Source organism: Nocardiopsis gilva YIM 90087 (genome assembly GCF_002263495.1).
GTDB lineage: Bacteria > Actinomycetota > Actinomycetes > Streptosporangiales > Streptosporangiaceae > Nocardiopsis_C > Nocardiopsis_C gilva.
The window spans coordinates 1,402,822-1,423,546 of record NZ_CP022753.1 but is presented as its reverse complement, the minus strand read 5'-3'; the positions used below and the strand labels follow the sequence as shown (position 1 = coordinate 1,423,546).

At 70.3% G+C, this 20,725-nt stretch carries 19 protein-coding genes; 6 read left to right on the top strand and 13 right to left on the bottom strand.

Features of this window, described 5'->3' with window-relative positions; genetic code table 11:
• Positions 1-117 precede the first annotated feature (117 nt).
• A complete protein-coding gene (locus CDO52_RS06745) occupies positions 118-1,839 on the top strand; it encodes a serine/threonine-protein kinase (RefSeq protein WP_017619885.1) in 1,722 nt (573 codons plus the stop codon).
• A gap of 148 nt (positions 1,840-1,987) precedes the next feature.
• On the opposite strand, the gene CDO52_RS06740 is transcribed toward CDO52_RS06745, so the two are convergent.
• The 7 genes from CDO52_RS06740 to CDO52_RS06710 all read right to left on the bottom strand — a co-directional run bounded on the left by CDO52_RS06740 (position 1,988) and on the right by CDO52_RS06710 (position 9,307).
• Entirely contained in the window at positions 1,988-2,233 is a 246-nt protein-coding gene (locus CDO52_RS06740) for a hypothetical protein (RefSeq protein WP_017619886.1), read from the bottom strand.
• 247 nt (positions 2,234-2,480) lie between these two features.
• A complete protein-coding gene (locus CDO52_RS06735; protein WP_026126015.1) occupies positions 2,481-3,149 on the bottom strand; it encodes an aggregation-promoting factor C-terminal-like domain-containing protein in 669 nt (222 codons plus the stop codon).
• A 513-nt stretch (positions 3,150-3,662) separates the two neighbouring features.
• On the bottom strand, positions 3,663-4,283 hold the full coding sequence (locus CDO52_RS29065) for a transglycosylase family protein (RefSeq protein WP_083919966.1): 621 nt from the start codon (positions 4,281-4,283) through the stop codon (positions 3,663-3,665).
• Between the two features lie 99 nt (positions 4,284-4,382).
• Positions 4,383-5,939, bottom strand: coding sequence for an alkaline phosphatase D family protein (locus CDO52_RS06725; RefSeq protein WP_094932268.1), 1,557 nt, complete (start codon positions 5,937-5,939; stop codon positions 4,383-4,385).
• Between the two features lie 235 nt (positions 5,940-6,174).
• Positions 6,175-7,437, bottom strand: a complete 1,263-nt coding sequence (locus CDO52_RS06720; protein ID WP_026126018.1) for a PhoH family protein — start codon at positions 7,435-7,437, stop codon at positions 6,175-6,177.
• Between the two features lie 381 nt (positions 7,438-7,818).
• A complete protein-coding gene (locus CDO52_RS06715) occupies positions 7,819-8,580 on the bottom strand; it encodes an isoprenyl transferase (RefSeq protein WP_017619891.1) in 762 nt (253 codons plus the stop codon).
• Between the two features lie 133 nt (positions 8,581-8,713).
• On the bottom strand, positions 8,714-9,307 hold the full coding sequence (locus tag CDO52_RS06710; RefSeq protein WP_017619892.1) for an RNA polymerase sigma factor: 594 nt from the start codon (positions 9,305-9,307) through the stop codon (positions 8,714-8,716).
• A gap of 180 nt (positions 9,308-9,487) precedes the next feature.
• On the opposite strand from CDO52_RS06710, the gene CDO52_RS06705 reads away from it, so the two are divergent.
• Positions 9,488-10,861 (top strand): serine/threonine-protein kinase, encoded by a 1,374-nt coding sequence (locus CDO52_RS06705; protein WP_017619893.1) that lies wholly within the window; start codon positions 9,488-9,490, stop codon positions 10,859-10,861.
• Between the two features lie 80 nt (positions 10,862-10,941).
• Here the strand turns inward: CDO52_RS06705 and CDO52_RS06700 are convergent, their stop codons facing one another.
• From CDO52_RS06700 to mca, 4 genes are all read right to left on the bottom strand, one after another.
• A complete protein-coding gene (locus tag CDO52_RS06700; RefSeq protein WP_026126019.1) occupies positions 10,942-11,601 on the bottom strand; it encodes a hypothetical protein in 660 nt (219 codons plus the stop codon).
• A 143-nt stretch (positions 11,602-11,744) separates the two neighbouring features.
• Positions 11,745-13,727, bottom strand: coding sequence for a thioredoxin domain-containing protein (locus tag CDO52_RS06695; RefSeq protein WP_017619895.1), 1,983 nt, complete (start codon positions 13,725-13,727; stop codon positions 11,745-11,747).
• Positions 13,728-13,828: 101 nt separating this feature from the next.
• Positions 13,829-14,062: a hypothetical protein gene (locus tag CDO52_RS06690; protein ID WP_017619896.1), complete on the bottom strand. Its 234-nt coding sequence runs from the start codon at positions 14,060-14,062 to the stop codon at positions 13,829-13,831.
• 4 nt (positions 14,063-14,066) lie between these two features.
• Entirely contained in the window at positions 14,067-14,945 is an 879-nt protein-coding gene (mca, locus tag CDO52_RS06685) for a mycothiol conjugate amidase Mca (RefSeq protein WP_026126020.1), read from the bottom strand.
• A 164-nt stretch (positions 14,946-15,109) separates the two neighbouring features.
• On the opposite strand from mca, the gene CDO52_RS06680 reads away from it, so the two are divergent.
• The 4 genes from CDO52_RS06680 to CDO52_RS06665 all read left to right on the top strand — a co-directional run bounded on the left by CDO52_RS06680 (position 15,110) and on the right by CDO52_RS06665 (position 17,666).
• On the top strand, positions 15,110-15,526 hold the full coding sequence (locus tag CDO52_RS06680; RefSeq protein ID WP_017619898.1) for a DUF4307 domain-containing protein: 417 nt from the start codon (positions 15,110-15,112) through the stop codon (positions 15,524-15,526).
• 254 nt (positions 15,527-15,780) lie between these two features.
• Entirely contained in the window at positions 15,781-16,281 is a 501-nt protein-coding gene (gene greA, locus CDO52_RS06675; RefSeq protein WP_017619899.1) for a transcription elongation factor GreA, read from the top strand.
• A 124-nt stretch (positions 16,282-16,405) separates the two neighbouring features.
• On the top strand, positions 16,406-17,083 hold the full coding sequence (locus tag CDO52_RS06670) for an RDD family protein (protein ID WP_157745458.1): 678 nt from the start codon (positions 16,406-16,408) through the stop codon (positions 17,081-17,083).
• A gap of 1 nt (position 17,084) precedes the next feature.
• A complete protein-coding gene (locus CDO52_RS06665; RefSeq protein WP_026126021.1) occupies positions 17,085-17,666 on the top strand; it encodes an RDD family protein in 582 nt (193 codons plus the stop codon).
• Positions 17,667-17,704: 38 nt separating this feature from the next.
• Here CDO52_RS06665 and CDO52_RS06660 read toward each other — a convergent pair whose 3' ends face one another.
• Both CDO52_RS06660 and CDO52_RS06655 read right to left on the bottom strand, forming a co-directional pair.
• The gene (locus CDO52_RS06660; protein WP_033300933.1) at positions 17,705-19,168 is read right to left on the bottom strand and encodes a hypothetical protein; all 1,464 of its coding nucleotides are present in this window, start codon (positions 19,166-19,168) and stop codon (positions 17,705-17,707) included.
• Between the two features lie 148 nt (positions 19,169-19,316).
• A complete protein-coding gene (locus CDO52_RS06655; RefSeq protein ID WP_017619903.1) occupies positions 19,317-20,477 on the bottom strand; it encodes an FIST signal transduction protein in 1,161 nt (386 codons plus the stop codon).
• Between the last annotated feature and the right edge of the window lie 248 nt (positions 20,478-20,725).

Sequence of the window (20,725 nt, the reverse complement as noted above, 5' to 3'; positions counted from 1 at the left end):
AACACCGTGGCCGATTCCCGCCAATTCGCGGCAGTCTGATCATCGTCGGGATCTTGTGAGTAATCTGCAGGTGAGCCCCTGCATTTCCCCCCTTCTCTCCCCCGACGAAGGCTGCTCATGGCGAAGAGCAACGACGGCGGCGAGCGCGTCATCGCCGCCAGGTACCGGCTGCGGAGCAAACTCGGTGTCGGCGGCATGGGCGTCGTGTGGCTGGCGTGGGACCCCCACCTGGCCCGCGAGGTCGCCGTCAAGGAGGTGCTGCTTCCCGCCGGGCTCACCGAGTCCCAGCGCGAGGAGGCGCACGCGCGGGTGCGGCGCGAGGCCCGGTCGGCCGCCCGCATCACCCACCCCTCGGTCGTCACCATCCACGATGTCCTCGACGTCGAGGGCCACCCCTGGGTGGTGATGGAGCTGATCCGCGGCCGGTCGCTGCAGGAGGAGCTAAGCGCCGGAGGCCCGATCGCCCCGCAGCGCGCCGCCGCGATCGCACGGGAGCTCCTAGAGGCGGTCCGCGCGGCCCACGCGGCGGGGGTGATCCACCGCGACATCAAACCGGCGAACGTCATGCTCACCGAGGGCGACCGGGTGACGCTCACCGACTTCGGGATCGCCACGGTCGAGGGCGGATCCTCCATCACCCGCACCGGCACGCTGGTCGGCTCGCCCGAGTACATGCCGCCGGAGCGCATCCGCGGTGACCAGGCGGCCGGAGCCGCCGACCTGTGGAGTGTCGGCGTGACGCTGTACGCGATGTGTGAGGGTGCCTCCCCCTTCCGCCGGGACAGTGTCACCGCGGCGATCGCCGCAGTGCTCTCCGCTCCCCTCCCACCCACGGAACGCGCGGCGCCGCTGGCGCCGCTCATCCGGGGCCTGCTGGAACGCGATCCGGCACGACGGCTCACCGCCGACCAGGCGCTGGCGCTGCTCGGTGAGGCCGGATCGCCTGCCGGTGGAGCGCCGGTCGCGGAGCCGGCCCAGCAGCCGCAGTCGCAACCGCCCGCTGCCACGTACCCGCAGGGGCCCACGACCCCCTCTCCGAGCGGGCCGGTGACACCGCCGCCGAATGGCCCCGTCACGCCACGGCCAAGCGGTCCGATAACACCGCGACCGAACGGCCCCGTGACACCCCATCCCGCCGACCCGTCGACGCCCAACCCCGCCGGAGGGCCGCACGCGGGGCCGCCTACGGGCCCGATGCGCTCCGCCCCCACCGGCGCGTGGCCGACTCCCTACGCGGAATTCACCGCCCAGGCGCAGCGGACGAACCCTCCTCGGGGCTTCGGCATTGGCACGGTGCTCCTCGGCGGCGGCGCGATCGCCGTCGTCCTCGCCGTGCTCCTGGTGGTCATGTTCGTCATGTACGCCCAGAACGGTCCCCTGAGCGACGCCAGGACCTACACCAACCAGTGGTACGCGATCGACTACCCATCGGACTGGGAGGGGCGCACGGACAGCGCCAACGAGCGATTCGTCGAGTTCACGCACCCCGACGGGGACGCCTGGTTCTTCGTGGACTCGTGGTCGGTCGAGGAAGGCGACCCGGAGACCGCCCACGACTGGCTGGTCTTCTTCGAGGAGGAGGGCGAGGTCCCCGAGAGTTACGAGACGATCGACGTCGTCGAGTCCGCACCCGGATTCCCCGCGTCCTGGGACGTCGCCTATGCGGAGGGGGACTACGTCGATGGCGATCAGACGACGCCGGGTCGGCGGCTGGTCGCTCACGTCATCGTGAGCGACAGGGAGGGCTACGTCTTGGCGTGGAACGTCCCCGCTCATGAGGCCACCGACTACCAGGGACTGCACCGGTCGATCCTGGACTCCTTCGAGCCCCGGAGCTGAACCGCATCCCCGCGTCGAGCCGCCCGGCCGCTCTATCCGGCACCCTGTTCAGACCGGGGGCGAGGAGTCCCGGCACCAGGGGCAGATGGCCTTACCTTGCTTGTCTCTGCCGCACATTCGGCACATATGACCCTGCTTCTACATGTCGTTACATACTCGGGGCGATGACGACCCGGTACACCTGGCCAGGTGTCGTATCGGCGATGTCGACCCGGAAGTCGGCGATGTTCACCGCCTGCTGCACATCGTCGGTGAGGATCGGGGAGGAGTCGAGCGGGTGCAGCCATTTCCGCACCACCGACACAGCGTCCTCCACGGTACGCGCCGTGTCCTGGTGGGTCGGGGTGATCTTGCGGCCGGGGTTGTCCACATGGCTGATAGCGATTCGGTACACGCCGCTCTCCAGGGCCGGGGGATGTCATCTCCGTCACCGTCACGGTAACCCGCTCTTCCGGTGCCTGTCCGGAACCCGGCCCGAGCCGGTCACCGGGTCCCGGCGGTGCCGTGGATCTCAGCAGCGCCGGGCGACTGTGGAGGTGCCCGCCAAGAGCGCCACCAAACAACCGATGGGCCCGCAGGCAGCCGCCCGCGAGCCCATCGTTCACGCGTAACCGCAGGTCACGCTGGCACATGCCGCCGGGTCAGTACCACCCCTTGGCCTGCGAGTGCGCCCAGGCGCCGCAGGGGTTGTCATAGCGACCCTCGATGTAGCCCAGGCCCCACTCGATCTGGGTGGCCGGGTTGGTCTCCCAGTCGGACCCGGCGCTGGCCATCTTGCTGCCGGGAAGGGCCTGCGGAATGCCGTAGGCGCCGGAGCTGGGGTTCTTGGCCTGGTGGTCCCAGTTGCTCTCCTTCTCCCACAGCGGTTCGAGGCAGGTGAACTGCTCCTGCCCCCAGCCGTAGTCGCCGAGCATGGCCTTGGCGATGGCCTTGGGGTCGCCGGTGGGGACGGGGGTGTCGGAGTCGCCGGAGTCGTCCTCGTCCTTCGACTCCTCTTCCTCTTCTTCCTTCTCCTCCTTGACGGAGCCCGACCCGGAGGACACGGCCGCGTTTCCGGCCTCCTCCATGAGCCCCTTGGCCTTTTCGCGCTCCTGGGCCAGATCTTCGCCAGGGCTCGGGTCGCTGGCGGCGAAGAAGTCGTCGGGGGCGTCCTCGGGGGCGGGGGGCTGCGCCGCGGTGGCGGCGGAGGCGGCCAGCCCGGGGTCAGCGCCGGTGTCCGCGAACGCGGTCACCGCGAATGTCACGCCTGCGACCAGCGTCGCGGACCCCACGGCCGTGGCCGCCCGCAACGAGATCCGGTTAAGTAGCACAAATCGCCCTTTCGTCAGTCACGCGCCCGGCGGTGACGCGCGTGAGAGACCTCGGCCCCGGGACTCAGCAGGTCGGGTGTGCCATTGGGGGAATGGTGAGCGGCGGATGTATCTGAGGGGCGTGACCGCCGGCCGCCCCGCCGCTTCGCGACCTCGCGCACGGGATTCGGTGGGTCCGTGGGGGTGTCACATCGGCACCCGTCCCGCGCTCCGGGGACTCCTTATGGAACGGATCCAACCCTGCCGCATCGCCGCAGGAGACTACGCAAAATCCACCTATGACGTGAATCACAGCACACACGGTGAGCGTTGGGGCAATTCTCACCTGCGTTTATGCACGCTGGGTGACAAAGCGTCACAGGCTCCACAGGGGAGAACCGGTTCCGCATCCGCTTTCCCCGAGGCGGCATCCGCCGTTCGAGCCGCGTTCCTCGCCACGACGCGCTTCGGGCCCCGCGATCGGTGATCGCGGGGCCCGAAGGGACCTCGGCGGAGCCGGAGGCTCCGGCGGGCTCAGTCGAACAGGTGCCGGCCGCACTCCGGCCACTGGCCCTGCCAGTTGCCGTCGACCTTGGTGTAGAGCTTCTTGGCGCGCATCGTCTGCTCGTCGGCGCTCGCGTCGGCGGGTGATCCCGTACCGCCGGCCGACTGCCATGTGGACATGCTGAACTGGTAGAGCCCGTAGAAGCCGGCAGGGCTCACCTTCGTCGGGTCGCCGCCCGACTCGCACTGGGCCAGGGCGCTCCAGTTGAGGTTGTCGACGTCGCCGCCGATGTCGGGGTCGATCGCCCCATCGGAGCCGCCCGCGTCGCCCTCGTCCTTTTCCTCGGGCTCTTCCTTCACCTCCGTGGCGGAGCCCGTCCCCGTTGTCACGGCCGCGCCGCTGGCCGCGTCGATCTGCCGCTGTGCCTGTTCGCGCTGTCTGCGCAGGTCACTGCCGGAGATCTGCTCGGTGGCGGCGAAGAAGTCCTCGGGGGCGTCCGAGGTCGGCCGCAGCGCGGAGACCGCCTGTCCGGCGTCCGCGTCGGAGTCGGCGTACGCGGCGACGAAGGCCGCCCCCGCGACCACCGCAGCGGCACCGGCGCCCACGGCCAGCCGTCCTGAGATCCGGTTGAGTAACACGCATCCCCCCATAGATCGAGTCCCACCCTGCCGCGTCCCGCGTCCGGGCCGAACGGGCAGGGTGTTCTCTATGTAATGCGAATCGCACACAGTGTAGCGACGCCGCTACCGTCAGGTCGGTCGCTCCTGCGGATTCAGCGTCGTAGACCACAGGGAGTCCCCGTTGCTGTCACGGAGGTACACGGTGAGGTCGCGACTCTCGCGGTCGATCTCGACCTCCCCGAAGTGCTGGAAGCCCTCCATCGGGGAGACATTGGCACGCGGCGGCGCCTGGACGAAGACCGCCTTGGGGCCGAACGTGGGGTCGAGCTTGTTCGGGCCGAACGCCCCCGCGTGCAGTGGGCCGGAAACGAACTCCCAGAACGGGGTGAACTCCGGACTGCTCGCACGATCCGGCGCGTAGTGGTGCGCGGCGGTGTAGTGCACGTCCGCCGTCAGCCAGACGACGTTCTGCACGCCGCTTCGGTGCAGCCGGTGCAGCACCCAGGCGATCTCGGCCTCGCGGCCGCGGGGGACACCCGGTCGTCCGTTGGCGACCGCCTCGATGTCGTCCCCGTCCGGCACGACCAGGCCGATCGGCATGTCGGAGGCGATGACCTTCCAGGTCGCGGTCGAGGCCGCCATCTCCCGCACCAGCCACCGGGCCTGGGCTTCGCCGAGGATGCGCTCGCGGCGGGCGGTGCCCGGTGAGTTGGCGTCCCGGTAGGGCCGCATGTCGATGACGAAGACGTCGAGTTCGGGGCCGTAGGAGATCTTCCGGTAGATGCGGCCATCGACGGCCTCGGCCGGGATGATCGGCTGCCATTCGTGGAAGGCCCGGTGGGAGCGGGCGGCCAGGACATCGACGCGGCGCTGGGTGTAGCGGTCGTCGTCCAGGATCTCGCCCGGGTACCAGTTGTTGACGACCTCGTGGTCGTCCCACTGGACGATGTGCGGGACGCGCGCGGCGAACGCGCGGACGCCGTCGTCGAGCAGGTTGTAGGCGAACTGGCCGCGGAACTCCCTCAGGGTCTCGGCGACCTTGCTCTTCTCTTCGGTGACGAGGTTGTGCCAGGTCCGGCCGTCGGGCAGGGTGACGGTCTCCTCCAGCGGGCCGTCGGCGTAGCAGGAGTCGCCGCTGTGCACGAAGAAGTCCGGCTCGCGGTCGGCCATGGCGCCATAGATCGGCATCCCGCCGATGTCGGTGTTGATGCCCCAGCCTTGCCCTGCGACGTCGCCCGACCAGAGGAAGCGGATGGGGCCGTCCCCGCCGCCGGGGACGCGGAACGAGCCCTCGACGGGTTCGCTCGCGGCCCGGCCGGATTCGGCGCGCACCCGGACGTGGACGCGCGTGCCCGGATCCACGCCGGTGATCCGGATCCGCCCGGTCCCGTCGTGTGCCGGGGTCAGCATCGGCCCGCGCACGATCCGCGCGTCGGCGAAGTCCGGGCGGGAGGAGACCTCCACGACCATCCGCGCGGCGCGGTCCGCCCGGGTCCACACCACGGCGCCGTCGCCGCGCGGGTCGCCGAGCTGGATGCCGTGGGTCAGGACGGGCCGGTTCTTGCCCTGGGCGAGCGCGGGGGCCGCTCCGGGGACGACGGCGGTGGCCAGGCCGACGGCGCCGGAAGCGAGCAGGGAGCGCCGGGACAGCGGGGATCCGGGAGATGCGGGGGACGGTGCGGCCATGCGGGTGGCTCCTCCGTACGGGGATGTGACGCGCACGGCAATCTACGGCACGGCCGCACACGCACTCCCGAACGCACGCCGACGACGACGTGAACACACCCCCGTTCGGTCGTTGATCTCGGGAAAGTGCGCCAGATTCCGAGGGTTTTTGGCGCACTTTCCCGAGATCAACGACAGGGAGGCGATGGGCCGGGTCGCGGGCGGAGGCAATGGCGTCCGCCCGCGACCTACCGGATCAGCCTTCCAGCATCTCGGTGACGAGCGCGGCGATCGGGGAGCGCTCGGAGCGGGTGAGGGTGATGTGCGAGAAGAGGGGGTGGCCCTTGAGCTTCTCGATCACCGCGACGACGCCGTCGTAGCGGCCCACCCGCAGGTTGTCGCTCTGGGCGACGTCGTGGGTGAGCACCACGCGCGAGTTCTCGCCGAGGCGCGAGAGCACCGTGAGCAGGACCCCGCGTTCCAGGGACTGGGCCTCGTCGACGATGACGAACGCGTCGTGCAGCGAGCGGCCCCGGATGTGGGTGAGCGGCAGGACCTCCAGCATGCCCCGGTCGACGACCTCCTCGATGACCTCGGGCGTGGTGACCGCGGAGAGGGTGTCGTGCACCGCCTGGGACCAGGGCGACATCTTCTCGTTCTCGGTGCCGGGCAGGTAGCCGAGCTCCTGGCCGCCGACCGCGTAGAGCGGACGGAACACCATGACCTTGCGGTGCCGCCCCTTCTCCAGCACCGCGTCGAGCCCGGCGCACAGCGCGAGCGCGGACTTGCCGGTGCCGGCGCGGCCGCCGAGCGAGACGATGCCGAGGTCGGGGTCGGCCAGCAGGTCGAGCGCGATGCGCTGCTCGGCGCTGCGTCCATGCAGGCCGAAGACGTCGCGGTCGCCCCGGACCACCTTCACCGACTTGTCGGGAAGGACCCGGCCCAGTGCCTTGCCGCGCTCCGAGACCAGCACGAGTCCGGTGTGGCAGGGCAGGTCGCGGGCCTCCTCGATGTCGGCCGTCCCGTTTTCGAAGAGCGCGGACACCTCGTGCGCGGGGACCTCCAGTTCGGCCATGCCGGTCCAGCCGTGCTCGATGGCGAGTTCGGCGCGGTACTCCTCGGCCGCCAGGCCGATGGACGACGCTTTGATGCGCATCGGCAGGTCCTTGCTGACCAGCACGACGTCGCCCTCATCGTGAAGGTTGCGGGCGACGGTGAGGATCCGGGTGTCGTTGTCGCCGAGCCGGAATCCGGCCGGGAGCACCGACGGGTCGCTGTGGTTGAGCTCCACCCGCAGCGTGCCGCCGTACTCGTTGACCGGGACGTCGACGTCGAGGCTCCCTTCGGCGACCCGGAGGTCGTCCAGCCTGCGCAGCGCCTCCCGAGCGAAGTAGCCCAGTTCCGGGTGGTGGCGCTTGCTCTCCAGTTCGGTGATCACCACGATCGGCAGGACCACCCCGTGCTCGGCGAATCGGGTGATCGACGTGGGGTCGGCCAGCAGGACGCTGGTGTCGAGCACGTAGGTTCGCCGCCGTTCCGTCTCCGTCAGCGGAGCGGACGTGTCGAGGGTGTCGAGATCGCGGCGGTAGGTCGAGGAACTAGCCACTCGTTCTCCCCTTGGGCGCCACGTAGGCGCCCTTCTCTCACGGGATACCAAGGACCGGGACCAGCCCCGACAGGGCCGGGACCGGCCCTTGACACCATGAGTTCCTCGTTCAACCAGGACCTCAACCGTTCGGGGCCTCCCGAGTGGACGGATACGCACCATCCACTGGTATTGACGGTACCGACGTCCCTTGAAAGAGCAAGACCCCCAGGTGAGACGGCGTGTGAACACCCGGTAACACGATCCTTCCTCCGTTTCCTGCCGGTGTCCGGGCGAGGGTGGAGGGGGGTCGGCTCAGGAGCCGTAGCGTCGGCTCCGCGCGCCGTATGAGCGGACCGCGCGCAGGAAGTCGACTCTGCGGAAGGCAGGCCAGAAGACCTCGCAGAAGTAGAACTCCGAGTGCGCGCTCTGCCAGAGCAGGAAGCCGGAGAGGCGCTGCTCCCCCGAGGTCCGGATGAGCAGATCCGGGTCGGGCTGGCCGCGGGTATAGAGATGCTCCGCGATGTGCTCCAGGTCGAGGCGCTCGGCGAGCTCCTCAATGCTGGTGCCCTTGGCCGCCTCGGCGAGGAGGAGCGACCGCACCGCGTCGGCGATCTCACGTCTTCCCCCATACCCGACGGCAACATTGACAATCAGCCCGGAGTTGCCGGATGTGGCCGCGCCCGCCTCTTTCATGACACGAGCGGTCGAATCGGGCAGCAGGTCGAGGGCGCCCATGGGGTTCACGCGCCAGCCCTCGGCCTGCAGCCGCCGCACGGTGTTCTCGATGATCTCCAGCAGCGGGTCGAGCTCTTCGGCCGGGCGGGTGAGGTTGTCGGTGGACAGCAGCCACATCGTGACCACCTGCACGCCGACCTCGTCGCACCACCCCAGCAGCTCGAAGATCTTCTCGGCCCCGGCCTGGTGCCCCTGTTCGACCCTGGCCAGCCCGCTGGTCTTCGCCCATCGGCGGTTGCCGTCGAGGACCACGCCGACGTGGCGGGGGATCTCGTAGCTGTCGAGTTTGCGCTCCAGACGACGCTCGTAGAGCCAGTAGAGGGGATCGCGGAACCCCATGGGTCGCTACCTTTCGCCGATCTTCGGGGGGAGGCCGGATTACCGCCGGGGCGCTCGCGCCCGATCACGGCTCAACAGGCCACCGGTGCGTGAGCACTGGAGAACTTCTCCAGGGTAGGCCTGTTTACTCCTCTTATGTCACAGCAAGCGACTTGCGCACATGCTTCCGGCCCTGATGGATCCGCGATTTCACCGTGCCCAGAGCCAGGTCGAGTTCCTCGGCGATTTCGTTGTAGTCCATCTGGCAGAGGTCGCGGAGTACCAACGGGGCCACCAGGTTGGGCCGGTCCTTCTCCAACTGGTCGAGCGCCTCCAGCAGGTCGATGCGCGACCCGGCGATGACGCTCGTCGTGCGCGGGTCGCGCTGGTTGGGGATGCGCTCGGCCTCGGTGGGCATCTCGGCGGCGCGGCGCTTCATCGACCGGTAGGTCTGCCGCGCCGAGTTGGAGACAACGGTGTAGAGCCAGGTGGTGAACAGGGAATCGCCCTTGAACCCGCCGATGTTGCGCGCCACCCGCAGCAACGCGTCGTTGCAGGCCTCCTCGGCGTCCTGGCGGTAGGGCAGGAAGCGCGCGCACCGCCGCAGTACCTCGGGCTGGATGCGGCGGATCAGCTCCTCGAGCGCCGCCTGGTCGCCGTCGCGGGCGAGCACCGCGAGTTCTTCCAGGGAGTCGTCGACCCTCGCGGCCGGACGGCGCGGCGACGAGCCCTTCTCAGCGTTTCCCACGGTTGGTCACTCCCTGACTCCGAAGAAGAATTCCATGCCATCCAGCTGTTACACGCCCATCCCCCTCTATGAGGTTCACATCCGGGATGGAGGTGTACAAGTCCCCGGGGGACCCGGTCAGCCCTGGATACCCCGCGAATAAGGACGTTTGGTCCGGGCGGCACCGGTAAAGCAGTAGCTGTGGCACAACCGGACATGTTCGGCCGATACCGCGTCATACGCCATCTGGGCTCCGGTGCGTTCGCGACGGTGTGGCTCGCGCACGACGACCGCCTCGACACCCCCGTGGCCATCAAGGTCTTGGCCGAGAACTGGGCCCGGCGGATGGACGTACATCAACGGTTCATGGAAGAGGCTCGCATACTCCGGCAAACCGACTCCAACTGGTTGGTACGCGTACACGACCTGGACGTCCTGCCTGACGAACGCCCGTACATGGTCATGACCTACGCCGACCAGGGAAGTGTCGCCGATCTCGTCGCCAAGGGACCGTTGCCGCTCGACGAAGCGCTGCGACTACTGACCGAAATCGGCCAAGGCGTCACGGTGCTGCACCGGCACGGCACCATTCACAGGGACATCAAACCGTCCAACGTGTTACTCCTGTCCAGTCCGGTGGGCCAACGGGTGCTCGTGGCCGACCTCGGCTTCGCCAAGAGCATCGACCAGGCGTCCGGCTTCACCGCGGCGGCGGGCACGCCCGGGTACATGTCGCCGGAGCAGAGCGTGCCCGGCGGCGACATCGACGTCCGCGTCGACGTCTACTCGCTGGGCGCGGTCGCCTACGAACTCATCACCGGGCGGCCCCCGCCGTCGCCGCCGGTGCGGACCCCGCCGGGCCGGATCCGGCCCGGCCTGCCGCCGGCCCTGGACGAGCTGATCATGGCCGCGCTGTCGACGGACCGGGCCAACCGCCCGCGGGACGCCCAGGCTTTCACCGACCGGGTGCGCGCGATCCGCATGACGCCCGGGCTGCCCACGTCGGTCCCGTGGTGGATGCGGCACCGGCCCAAGTGGGTGCGCACGGCCGCCGCCGTGCTCACCGCCGCGGTGCTGATGACCACCACCGGTGCGGCCGCGCTGCCGGGGCTGCGGTTCATCGATGTGCGCGACCTCAACGGGCGGTTCGTCGTCGCCGTCCCGCACGCCTGGGCGCACGAGGCGCACGCCGACGGGTGGGAGCCACGCGAGCTGGGGCTGCTCGGCGGACGGCAGCCCGGGGTCCTGGTCTCCACAGACACCGGGCGGTGGCGGGATGCCGAATCCCCCTCCTACGGGGTGTTCGCCGGGCTGCTGCCACGGTCGGCGGAGCAGCCCGGACTGGACCAGCTCATCGACTCGGTCCCCTGCCCGGGCGAGCCCGTGCGGCGCACCCTCGACACCGCGCGGTGGACCGGGGAGATCCGGGAGTGGGACGAGTGCGCGCCCCGGTTCGGCGCCGCCGTTCTGCACGCCCGGCACGGTCCGGAGACCATCTACCTGGAGGTGCGCCAGCCGGATCAGCGCCCGGGGATCGTCGACCAGGTCATCGACGGCACCCGGCTGCTGGAATGAGCTCCTCCGTTGATCTCGGGGATATCGACCGAATACTCGCCGGTATTCGGTCGATATCCCCGAGATCAACGGAGGGACTGTCAATTCTGGTAGCGGGAGAAGTCCAGGGAGCGGGCTATGGCGTCATAGCCGTCGCTGTGTTCCATGTCGGTGATGGCCGCGACGCTGAGCTCCACGTCCACTTCGGGGACGTACCAGATCCGGCTGTCGAACCGCACCCCGTCGCAGCGGAGGATCCAGGCCGCGGACTCCACCCGCTCTCCGCTGACCGCGGTGAAGCTCCTGCGGCCGAGCTCCGCCACCGTCTCGGGCTCCCCCCGGGGCTCGTCTCCGCCCTTGGTCGCCGCGTCGGGACAGACCGACCACGGCCGCTTCCACCCGTCGCGGCGGCTGAGTTCCTTGCCCTTGGGGTCGATCTGGCCGTACTTGGCGGCCCGGGGCGTGATGTGCAGCGCGGTGGGCGGGCAGGTGTCCGTGCGTCCGGCGTCGGCGCCGGGGGGCATGAGGCAGTCGTCGGAGAAGTCCGTCGTCCAGCCCTTCGGCAGCACGAGGTGGATGTTGCGGTAGGAGTAGGCCTGGTCGCCCTCGTCCACCCGGATGCCGTCGGACGCCGAGGCCACGGGGTGGGCCAGACCGGGGAGTGTGTCCAGGTGCGGCGTTGCGCACCCCGTGGCCAGCAGGGTGCCCAGAACGACCAGCCCGGCCACGCTCCGCCTGCGCCCCCCGGCATCCTCCGTCATGGCACTCCTGGATCAGCCCGTCCGCCACCTTCTCGAGGGAGGCGCTCCGCGATGCGGATCATTCCCCGTACGGCCCAGTGTGACCCGCGCGCGGACGGCGGGATCCGCCGCCCCGCACGGGTTCTTGTCTGCCAACGCGGCGCTCAGCGCAGGCGTTCCCGCAGCCGCTCGGGTGTGGTGACGGGCAGATCGCAGGTGAAGCCCTGGCAGACGTAGACCGCTGGGGCACCGTCCACCAGGGGCCGGTCCGTGAGCAGGGGGACCCCGCCGTCGGCGGTGCCGTCGCCCAGGGTCACGGCGGTGCCGAAGGGGGCGTGGTGCAGGGCGGTGCGGTGCAGTTCCCGGGTACGCGGGTCGTCCGACGGGCCCACCACGGCGATCTCCAGCGGCCCGCTGAGCAGCGTCTCGGCCACGGTCAGCCCCCACCCGGCGAAGCGCGCGGCCTTCTCGGCGAGCAGTGTCACCGGGGACAGCGCCGCTTCGGCGGCCTGGCGGTACCGGGGCGTGCCGGTCAGTCCGGCGTAGGTGAGCAGCGCTCCGGCGGCGGCGAACCAGCCCGAGGGCGTCACGTTGTCCGTGGGGTCCCGGGGGCGGTTGAACAGCGCCTCGCTGTCGTCGGCGGTGTCGAAGAACCCGCCCTCGCCGTCGGCGAAGTGCACCAGGACCGTGTCCAGCAGGCCGCCCGCCAGGGTCACCCACTCCGGTTCGCCGGTGACGGCGTGCAGCGCCAGCAGCCCCTCGGCGACATCGCCGTAGTCCTCCAGGACACCGGCGCTCCCGCCCGCGACGCCATCGCGCGAGGTACGCAGGATCCGGCCGTCGTGCATGTGGACGTCACGGAGCAGGCGCGCGGCGGCGCGGGCGTGATCCACCAGGTCGGGGCGGTCGAGGAGGGCGCCGGCCTCGGCCAGCGCGGCGATCGCCAGGCCGTTCCAGGCGGCCACCGCCTTGTCGTCGCGCTCCGGCCGGACGCGCTGGGCGCGCGCGGCCAGCAGAGCGGAGCGGACGCGGGCGTGGCGGTCGGGGTCGTCGGGGTCGGCGCGCAGTTGCAGCACCGAGGCGCCGTGCTCGAAGGTGCCGGTGGCGGTGACGCCGTAGAGGTCGGCCGCCCAGGCGCCGTCGTCGTCCCCCAGCACCGCGCGCAGCTGCTCGGGCGTCCAGACGTAGTAGCGGCCCTCCTCGCCCTCGCTGTCGGCGTCCAGGGCGGAGGCGAAGCCGCCCTCGGCGGTGCGCAGGTCCGCGACCATCCAGTCGAGGGTTTCCAGGGCGACCCGCCGCGCGAGGTCGTCGCCGGTGGCGCGCCACAGCCGGGTGTAGGCGCGGGCGAGCAGGGCGTTGTCGTAGAGCATCTTCTCGAAGTGCGGCACGACCCACGCCGCGTCCACCGAGTAGCGGGAGAACCCGCCGCCGAGCTGGTCGTACATGCCGCCCCGGGCCATCGCCCCGGCCGTGTGGGCGGCGGCGTCCAGGCTGCGCCGCTCGCCGGTGCGGGCGTGGTGCGCCAGCAGGAAGGACTGCACCATGGACGGCGGGAACTTGGGCGCACTGCCGTAGCCGCCGTTGACGTCGTCGTAGTCGCGGGCCAGCGCGGCGACGGCGGTGTCCAGCACCTCGGGGCCGGGCGGCGCCGCCTTGGGCAGCGACCGGGGGGCGCTGAGCGCCTCGACGACGCGGCGCCCCTGCTCCACGACGCCCTCGCGCTCCTGCTCCCAGGCGCGCGAGACGCCCTGGAGGAGGCGTTGGAAGTGCTCGCGCGGGAAGTAGGTGCCGCAGTAGAACGGCGCGCCGTCGGGGGTGGTGAAGACGGTCATGGGCCAGCCGCCCTGGCCGGTCATGGCCTGGGTGGCCTCCATGTAGACGGCGTCGACGTCGGGGCGCTCCTCGCGGTCGACCTTGATGTTGACGAAGCCGGCGTTCATCAGGTCGGCGGTGGACTGGTCCTCGAAGGACTCGTGCGCCATGACGTGGCACCAGTGACAGGCCGCATACCCCACGGAGACGAGGATGGGGACCTGTCGGCGGCGGGCCTCGGCGAAGGCCTCCTCACCCCAGGGCTGCCAGTCGACGGGGTTGTCGGCGTGCTGGAGGAGGTAGGGACTGGTCGCGTCGGCGAGACGATTGGACATGTCCCCACCCTGCCCGAGCGGGCCGGGTCCGACACACCGGGGAGCGTGCCGCGGAGGTGGTCAGCGGCGTCGGGCGGCCGCGCTGCCGGCGCGGCGCGCGGCTAGGACTTCTGCTCCCCCGGTTCGGCCCCGGCCTCATTGGCGGTGCCGCTCTCGGCCTGCGACGCGTCGGCGTCGAAGTTCGCCTGCCGGACGCCGACGAGCTTCTTGCTCATGGACTTCATCAGCAGGTAGAGGGCGAACCCGATCAGGGCGACGATGATGAACCCGAGCACCCCGGGGGTGATCGCGTCGACGTCGAGATCGGTCTGTGCGAGGACGAGAGCGGCCTTCATGCCTCTATGCTCTCACTGCTTCGCGGACCCCTGCGAACAGGTCCTTCTCTGGGATGTCGGTGTCCACGAGGGACCGTGCGAGGTGGTAGTCCTCATACGGCCAGGCCTCGCGCTGGACGTCCATCGGCACGGCGAACCAGAACCCGTTGGGGTCGATCTGGGTGGCGTGCGCGATCAGGGCGCGGTCGCGGGTCTCGAAGTGCTCGTCGCAGCGGACCTGCGTGGTGATCTCCCACTCCGGCCACTTGCGCTCGTCGATGCGCTTCATCCACTCCTTGTAGGGGTTCTCCAGCTCCCGCTCGTCGAGCATCTGGGAGAGGGCCTCGAACCGGACCCGGGGGAAGGAGACGTGGTAGTAGAGCTTGAGGGGCTGCCACGGGTCGCCGGCCTCGGGGTAGCGTTCGGGGTCGCCCGCGGCGTCGAAGGCCTCGACCGAGACCTTGTGGGTCATGATGTGGTCGGGGTGCGGGTAGCCGCCGTTCTCGTCGTAGGTGATCATCACGTGCGGCTTGAAGGAGCGCACGGAGCGGACCAGCGGTTCGGAGGCCACGTCGAGCGGCTGCAGCGCGAAGCAGCCCTCGGGGAGCGGGGGCAGTGGGTCGCCTTCGGGCAGGCCGGAGTCGACGAAGCCGCTGAACTCCTGGTGGACGCCGAGGATCTGGCGTGCCTCGGCCATCTCCTTGCGGCGGACCTCGCCGATGTTGGCGACGATCTCCGGGCGGTCCATGGCAGGGTTGAGGATGGAGCCGCGTTCTCCTCCGGTCAGTGTGACGACCAGCACTTCGGCGCCTTCGCTGACGTAGCGTGCCATCGTGGCGGCGCCTTTGCTGGACTCATCATCAGGGTGGGCATGAACGGCCATCAGCCGCAAGCGCTCGGACAACGGACGAATCCCCTTGGATAGTCGCGGAAGCTGCGATCGACCGCTCCGCCAGAAAGCCACCATGCTCCTGGCCTTGCGAACTCGCGAGGAGCGGGGGTGGAGCGGGAGTCACTCAGGACGGAGCTATCTTAGACAACGTAGACCGCACGTTCGGAGATTCCCGTATGCCCGACAGCCCTTCCGCTTCCAACCCCGACGCCGCTCCACCGGCCCGGGGCATGCGGCGTCTCTACGGGAACAAGCCGTTCATCTTCCTGATGGGCCTGCTGGGCGCCGGGATCTTCACCATCGGGTGGGGATCGGCACTGATGAGCTACGGCGGCCACACCGGGAGCGTGTCGTATCAAACCATCGCCTGGAACGCCGAGTCCGAGGATGAGGCGACCATCACCTTCCAGGTGAACAGCGGCAGCCCCGCGGTCTGTGTGATCAGCGCCACCGACGCGCACCATGTTGAGGTCGGCCAGGACCGCGTGGAGGTCAAGGCCGGAAACCGCAACGTCACTACCAACGTTGACACGGTTCGCACGGCATCGGCGGTAGAAGTGACCTCCTGCAGGGAACAAGGTTCGGAAGAGTAGTCCCGTCCCTTCGAAATGAGCCGGGATCCACGCCGATCCCACCCCTGTCAGCCGATGTCCACCCCGACGCGCCACGGTCCACGCCGTCCTTCGGCTCCACCCGCCTCGCAGCGCACGCCCGGTCCGCTATTGGGCATGCGTCCTGGTGAGGGAATCGAAGCCCCGGCCACCGACAGGGCGCGGTGATAATCTCGTAAGTTCATCTGCGGCCGGATGGCGGTTCGCAGTTACTAGTCGCACCAAAGGGAGTTCCCGTGACCGAGACCCGCGATGACAACGTCACCTGGCTGACTCAGGAGGCGTATGACCGGCTCAAGGCGGAGCTGGAGCACCTGTCGGGGCCTGGTCGCATCGAGATCGCCGACAAGATCGAAGCCGCCCGCGAAGAGGGTGACCTGCGAGAGAACGGCGGCTACCACGCCGCCAAGGAAGAGCAGGGCAAGATCGAGGCCCGCATCGCACAGCTCCAGGGAATCCTGCGCAATGCGCGTGTGGGCGAGGCCCCGCGCACGGCGGGTGAAGTCGGCCCCGGTATGACCGTGACCGTCAAGTTCGAAGGAGACGACGAGGAGATCACGTTCCTCCTCGCCTCCCGTGAGGAGAGCGGAGCTCCGATCGACGTCTACTCCCCCAAGTCACCGCTGGGTAGCGCGATCACGGGTAAGAAGATCGGCGATTCGGCGAAGTACACCCTGCCGAACGGCAAGAGCCTGAAGGTGGACATCATCGACGCCGTCCCGTACGGCGGCGCGTAGCCCCCATATCAACTGCGGAGGGGGTGGCCACGAGCCACCCCTTCCGCGTTGGGGCGCCTTTGTCCCGCGGGCGTCCCCGCGAACCCTGCCGCAGCGCGTCCCCGGTGTCAGGCATAATGCCGCGGTGACCACCCCATCATGGAATGCCCCGAATTCCGGATATCCGGCGCAGGGCGCCCCCGCACCGCAGGATGAGGACGGCGGATACGGTCCGTCTCCGGACGCGGGGCCTAACAGCCCGATACCCCCGAGCACGCCGACGCACGGATACCCCCAGCCCGGATACGGGCCGCCCTCCCCCGGGTATCCCGGTTATCCCGGCTACGCCGGTGCTCCCGCCGCTCCCCCGGCGCCGCTCGCGAGCTGGGGGCAGCGCGTCGCCGCCCACCTCTTCGACACCGCGATCATCATCCTCATGGCGGCAGTCATCGTCGGAGCCGGCGTCTGGGTCGGCTACGTGCTGACATCGGACGGACCGGTGAAGGGCTACGTCGTCGCCTCCCTGGTGGTGCTCACGCTCGGCGCGGTATTCGCGGCGACCTTCTGCTACCGCTGGCTGTCCCACGCCAAGTCCGGGCAGACGCTGGGCAAACGCGCCCTGGGGATCCAGGTCGTCTCCCTGGACACCCTGCGTCCGCCGACGAAGATGGCCTCCGCCGGGCGCGAACTGATCTTCAGGGCGCTCGGCATGGGCGGCAGCTTCGTCGGCACCCTCCTCGACCTCCTGTGGCCCCTGTGGGACGAACCGAAGCGGCAGACATTGCACGACAAGGCCGTCAGCACGATCGTGATCGAGAAGTAGCGTGCACACTCCCCCATGGAACTCCGGCCCGCCGTACGGACCACCGCCCCTTCCCGGGCCCGCCGCCGGTAGCGGACCGCACCCGGCCCCCGCGGGGTTCGGGGTGCGGTTGGGCGCGCGGATCATCGACTACCTGGCGCTGTCCGTGTTCGCCTTCGTCTTCTTCATCCTGGTGACGCTGGTCTTCTCGGCCGTCAACCCCGCGGGCTTCGAGGCCGACCTGTCCCAGGACTACTACGACGTCTGGGGCCTGCTCTGGGTCTTCGGCTGGGGGCTCCTGCTCTTCTTCTACGACTGGCTCTTCCACATCGCCTGGGGGCGCACCCTCGGGCAGTTGACGCTGTCGCTCAAGGTGGTGCGGGCCGCCGACGGCGGACGGCTCAGTCAGGGCCAGGCCGTCGGCCGGGCCGCGATCTTCGGCCTGCCGCACAGCGTGCTGTGCGTCGGCCACGTCTGGGTCCTGGTCGACTGCGCCTTCGCCGGGTCCGACAGCCACCTCGGGCAGAGCCTGCACGACCGGGCGGCCGGGACCATGGTCATCAGAACTCGGCCTGCCCCCGCCCGCCCGGCGCCCTACTTCTAGCCGCGACCCGAATCGCGGGCCGCTCGGCTCGTCGGCCGTCAGCCGGTCCGGTCGTCCTTGCCGTCCTTGTCTTCCTTGTCGTCCTTCCCGGACTTCCCCGGCTCGGCCTCCTCCTGATGGCCCGCGTCGGCCGTGGCGTCCCGCGCGGGGCACGGTGGGGCAGATTCGCCGCCCTTGACGAACGCCGCGGGGACGTAGTTCTCCTCGCCGATGCGGTACCAGACGTCGGTCTCGCCCTGGGGGCCCGTGGCCCGGTCCCCCGAGGTCTGGCAGAGGACGTCGATGGTGGCCTTGTGCGCGGCCAGGCCGCTCGCCGGGAACGAGGCCCCCGGCCCCGGTCGGATGATCACGGGGTCGACCTGAGAGGCGGTGCCGACCTCGGCACGGTGCGTGTACTTCGCGGTCCACAGGTAGTCGACCGTGACCCACGCGTTGGACCGCAGCCCCAGCCCTTCACGGAAGGCGCCGTCGGCCAGATCGATGCCGGCCGGATTGGCGACCTTGCGCCCGAAGCCGTCGCGGCCCCCGTTGTAGCCCTCGCTGTACGCCGCCTGCGCCTGCGGCGTTCCGCGCGAGAGATCACGCCACTTCTCACGCTCGGCGTTCCAGTGGTCGTCCTTGGTGTTCCACGGCCCCACGTCCCAGACGGGCATGTACACGCACCGCCGCGTGCCGTCCGTCGTGCAGACCCGCACCGTGTACTCGCTGCCGCCCCGGGTGGCCAGTCCGCGGCGCGACGGAAGCGCGGCGAACTGGTCGTTCGACCGAATCCTGTGGCCGTTCGCGGTGAGCCCGCCGACCTGCCCGATCCGGGTCGCGAACAGCCGAGCGGAGAACGGTTCTCCCGGCGGGTGCCGTTCGCCCCGCTTCGCGCCCGACGGGCGGACGCGCACGCCGCGCAGCGCGGTGTCCTCGTCGGCGTCCAGGGTGATGCCGACACGGACCTGCACCTGCTCGACCGGCGTGGAGAGCGCGACGCGGTGGCCCTTTGGCGGGTCCTCTCGGCTCCTCCGGGACGATGCCTCCGCCCCGGGGGCCTCGCGCCACTCGGTCCAGATGCCGTCCGGGCGGAGTCCGCGCACCTCGACCTGGAAGTCCTCGGCGTCGCCCGTAGTGTCCACGGCGACGTCCACGGCCGAGGCGGGGTCGTCCAGCTCGTGGGCCGGGAAGGTCGCCAGGGCCGCGCCGATCTCCCGTTCCAGGGCGGCCCCGGGTTCGGGACGCTCGTCCGCGGCGCCGCCGGAGACGCGGTCCGGCCGCTGCGAACGCAGCGACGCCCCGAGCGGCTGGTCTCCCTGGCGCTCGACGCGGATGCGGTCGCCGTCGAGGGCCGCCCCGACGCGGTCGGCGGCCGTCAGATCCTCATCGATCCACTTCCCGTCCGAGCCGTGCAGCGGCACGCGGCCCGCCGCGCTCGCCGCCTGCTCCGCCGATGGCAGTGACGCGAGCGCCAGCGCTCCAAGCGCCGCGACCGCGCCGGTCTTCAACAAGCCATGCGTCATGTTTACCCCCAGAGCGCCTTTGCGCCACCATCAGTAAGCATGAAGCCACATGGAGTCACAAAGTTGGCGCGCCGGGCATGGCGGACGGTGCGGTAAAGATCCACCTAAGCCGACGTCAAAACAGCGGAGACGGGGGTTGACACCGCGCCTATGACTCGAACGCGAGCAGACAGGCGGTGAACCCGTGCAGGTGGTTGCGGCCGGCCACCGGGCCGATCTCGCCCGAGGCGAAGAAGCCGCTCACCGCGTCGATACCGAGGGCCTGGCGGACCATCCGGACGTCGTGGTCGGCGCTGGAGAACAGGGTGGAGCCGCGCCCGTTGCAGGAGAAGAGCAGCGCGGCGGCACTGCGGCCCCCGGTGTCCTCGTCGAACATGCGCAGCCGCTCGCGCAGGTCGGCGTCTGCCGTGTCGCGGTCGCGCACCTGGAACCGCACCGTCTGGCCGACCTCCACCATGTCGCCGATCGTGATCGCGCCCAGCTCGGGGTCGGCGGCCACCACCGAGCGCACCAGGAAGTCCCCGCGCTCGTGGCGGTCGGCGTACTCGTCCATGGCGATGCCGATGTGCAGGCCCTGCGCCGCCAGCTCCTGCTCCTCCGGCGGCAGCGCGTTGATGAGGTTCTCCAGCCGCTCGTAGGCGGGGGCTCCGGCCAGCTCCAGGATCATGTTGCCGTCGGACTTGGTGACCGCCATGGCCGGGCCCACGGGGCGGCATCCCTGGCTGACCATGGTGCCGACGATCCCGGAGCCGCCCAGCAGCAGCCCGACCGCGCCGCAGTCGGCGACCTCGCCGTCGGCGAAGAGCCGCACCGACTCCGGGCCCTGCGCGCCGCTGGCGAGCCCGCCGACGAACGGCAGGCCGTCCAGGGCCTCGGTGGAGCGCTCGACGAACGCCTGGGTCGGAAACTCGTAGGGGTCCACCAGCAGCAACGCGGCCTGGTCGACCGGGGACGGCTCGTGCATGCCCACGACGGCGAGGTGGTCGCCGTCCGGCACGGTGTCCAGGCGGAACGGGGTGATGGTGACAGACGGCATCCGGGCCGCCCACACGCTCACCGCGCCCTGGTCCTCCACGCCGCGGCCACCGCCGATGACGCCGCCGGAGGTGCAGCCGATGGTCACCGCGCCGTCCGCGAGCGCCATGACACGCTCCCCGGCCAGAACCACCTCTTCTGGGTCGGCACCGCTGATCCAGAAACAGATGAGGTCCGCCGGTCCCTCCAGCGGGCGCATCGCGGCCAGCACCGCCCGCTCCGCGGCGCTCACGAGGTCCGCGCCCGTCGCCAGCGCATCACCGAACCTGGCCACTCGTCCGCCACCTCACATCGTCATGGTCAAAATGCCTTCTCCTGGACCCTACTGCGGTTGCCAGGACGTCATACTCTTCCCGCTACCCCGCTCATGTCATCTGATACGGCCGTCACCCCTGTTATCCCCTGAGATCCCCGAGCGCGATCCCCTCCGTGCCCCATTCGGTCGTCGCAGGCCGCACGCCGTGCCCGACCGCCGAGGACACGGTTCGGCGGTGCGACCGCGCGCGGCGCGCGTAGACTCGA

What these genes read in the sequence shown, in the direction of transcription:
- CDO52_RS06725 (WP_094932268.1), bottom strand. Translation starts at nt 5,939, where the DNA reads ATGGCCGCACCGTCCCCCGCATCTCCCGGATCCCCGCTGTCCCGGCGC.
- CDO52_RS29065 (WP_083919966.1), bottom strand. Translation starts at nt 4,283, where the DNA reads ATGGGGGGATGCGTGTTACTCAACCGGATCTCAGGACGGCTGGCCGTG.
- CDO52_RS06690 (WP_017619896.1), bottom strand. Translation starts at nt 14,062, where the DNA reads ATGAAGGCCGCTCTCGTCCTCGCACAGACCGATCTCGACGTCGACGCG.
- CDO52_RS06660 (WP_033300933.1), bottom strand. Translation starts at nt 19,168, where the DNA reads ATGACGCATGGCTTGTTGAAGACCGGCGCGGTCGCGGCGCTTGGAGCG.
- CDO52_RS06695 (WP_017619895.1), bottom strand. Translation starts at nt 13,727, where the DNA reads ATGTCCAATCGTCTCGCCGACGCGACCAGTCCCTACCTCCTCCAGCAC.
- CDO52_RS06745 (WP_017619885.1), top strand. Translation starts at nt 118, where the DNA reads ATGGCGAAGAGCAACGACGGCGGCGAGCGCGTCATCGCCGCCAGGTAC.
- CDO52_RS06700 (WP_026126019.1), bottom strand. Translation starts at nt 11,601, where the DNA reads ATGACGGAGGATGCCGGGGGGCGCAGGCGGAGCGTGGCCGGGCTGGTC.
- CDO52_RS06715 (WP_017619891.1), bottom strand. Translation starts at nt 8,580, where the DNA reads ATGGGGTTCCGCGATCCCCTCTACTGGCTCTACGAGCGTCGTCTGGAG.
- CDO52_RS06680 (WP_017619898.1), top strand. Translation starts at nt 15,110, where the DNA reads ATGCCCGACAGCCCTTCCGCTTCCAACCCCGACGCCGCTCCACCGGCC.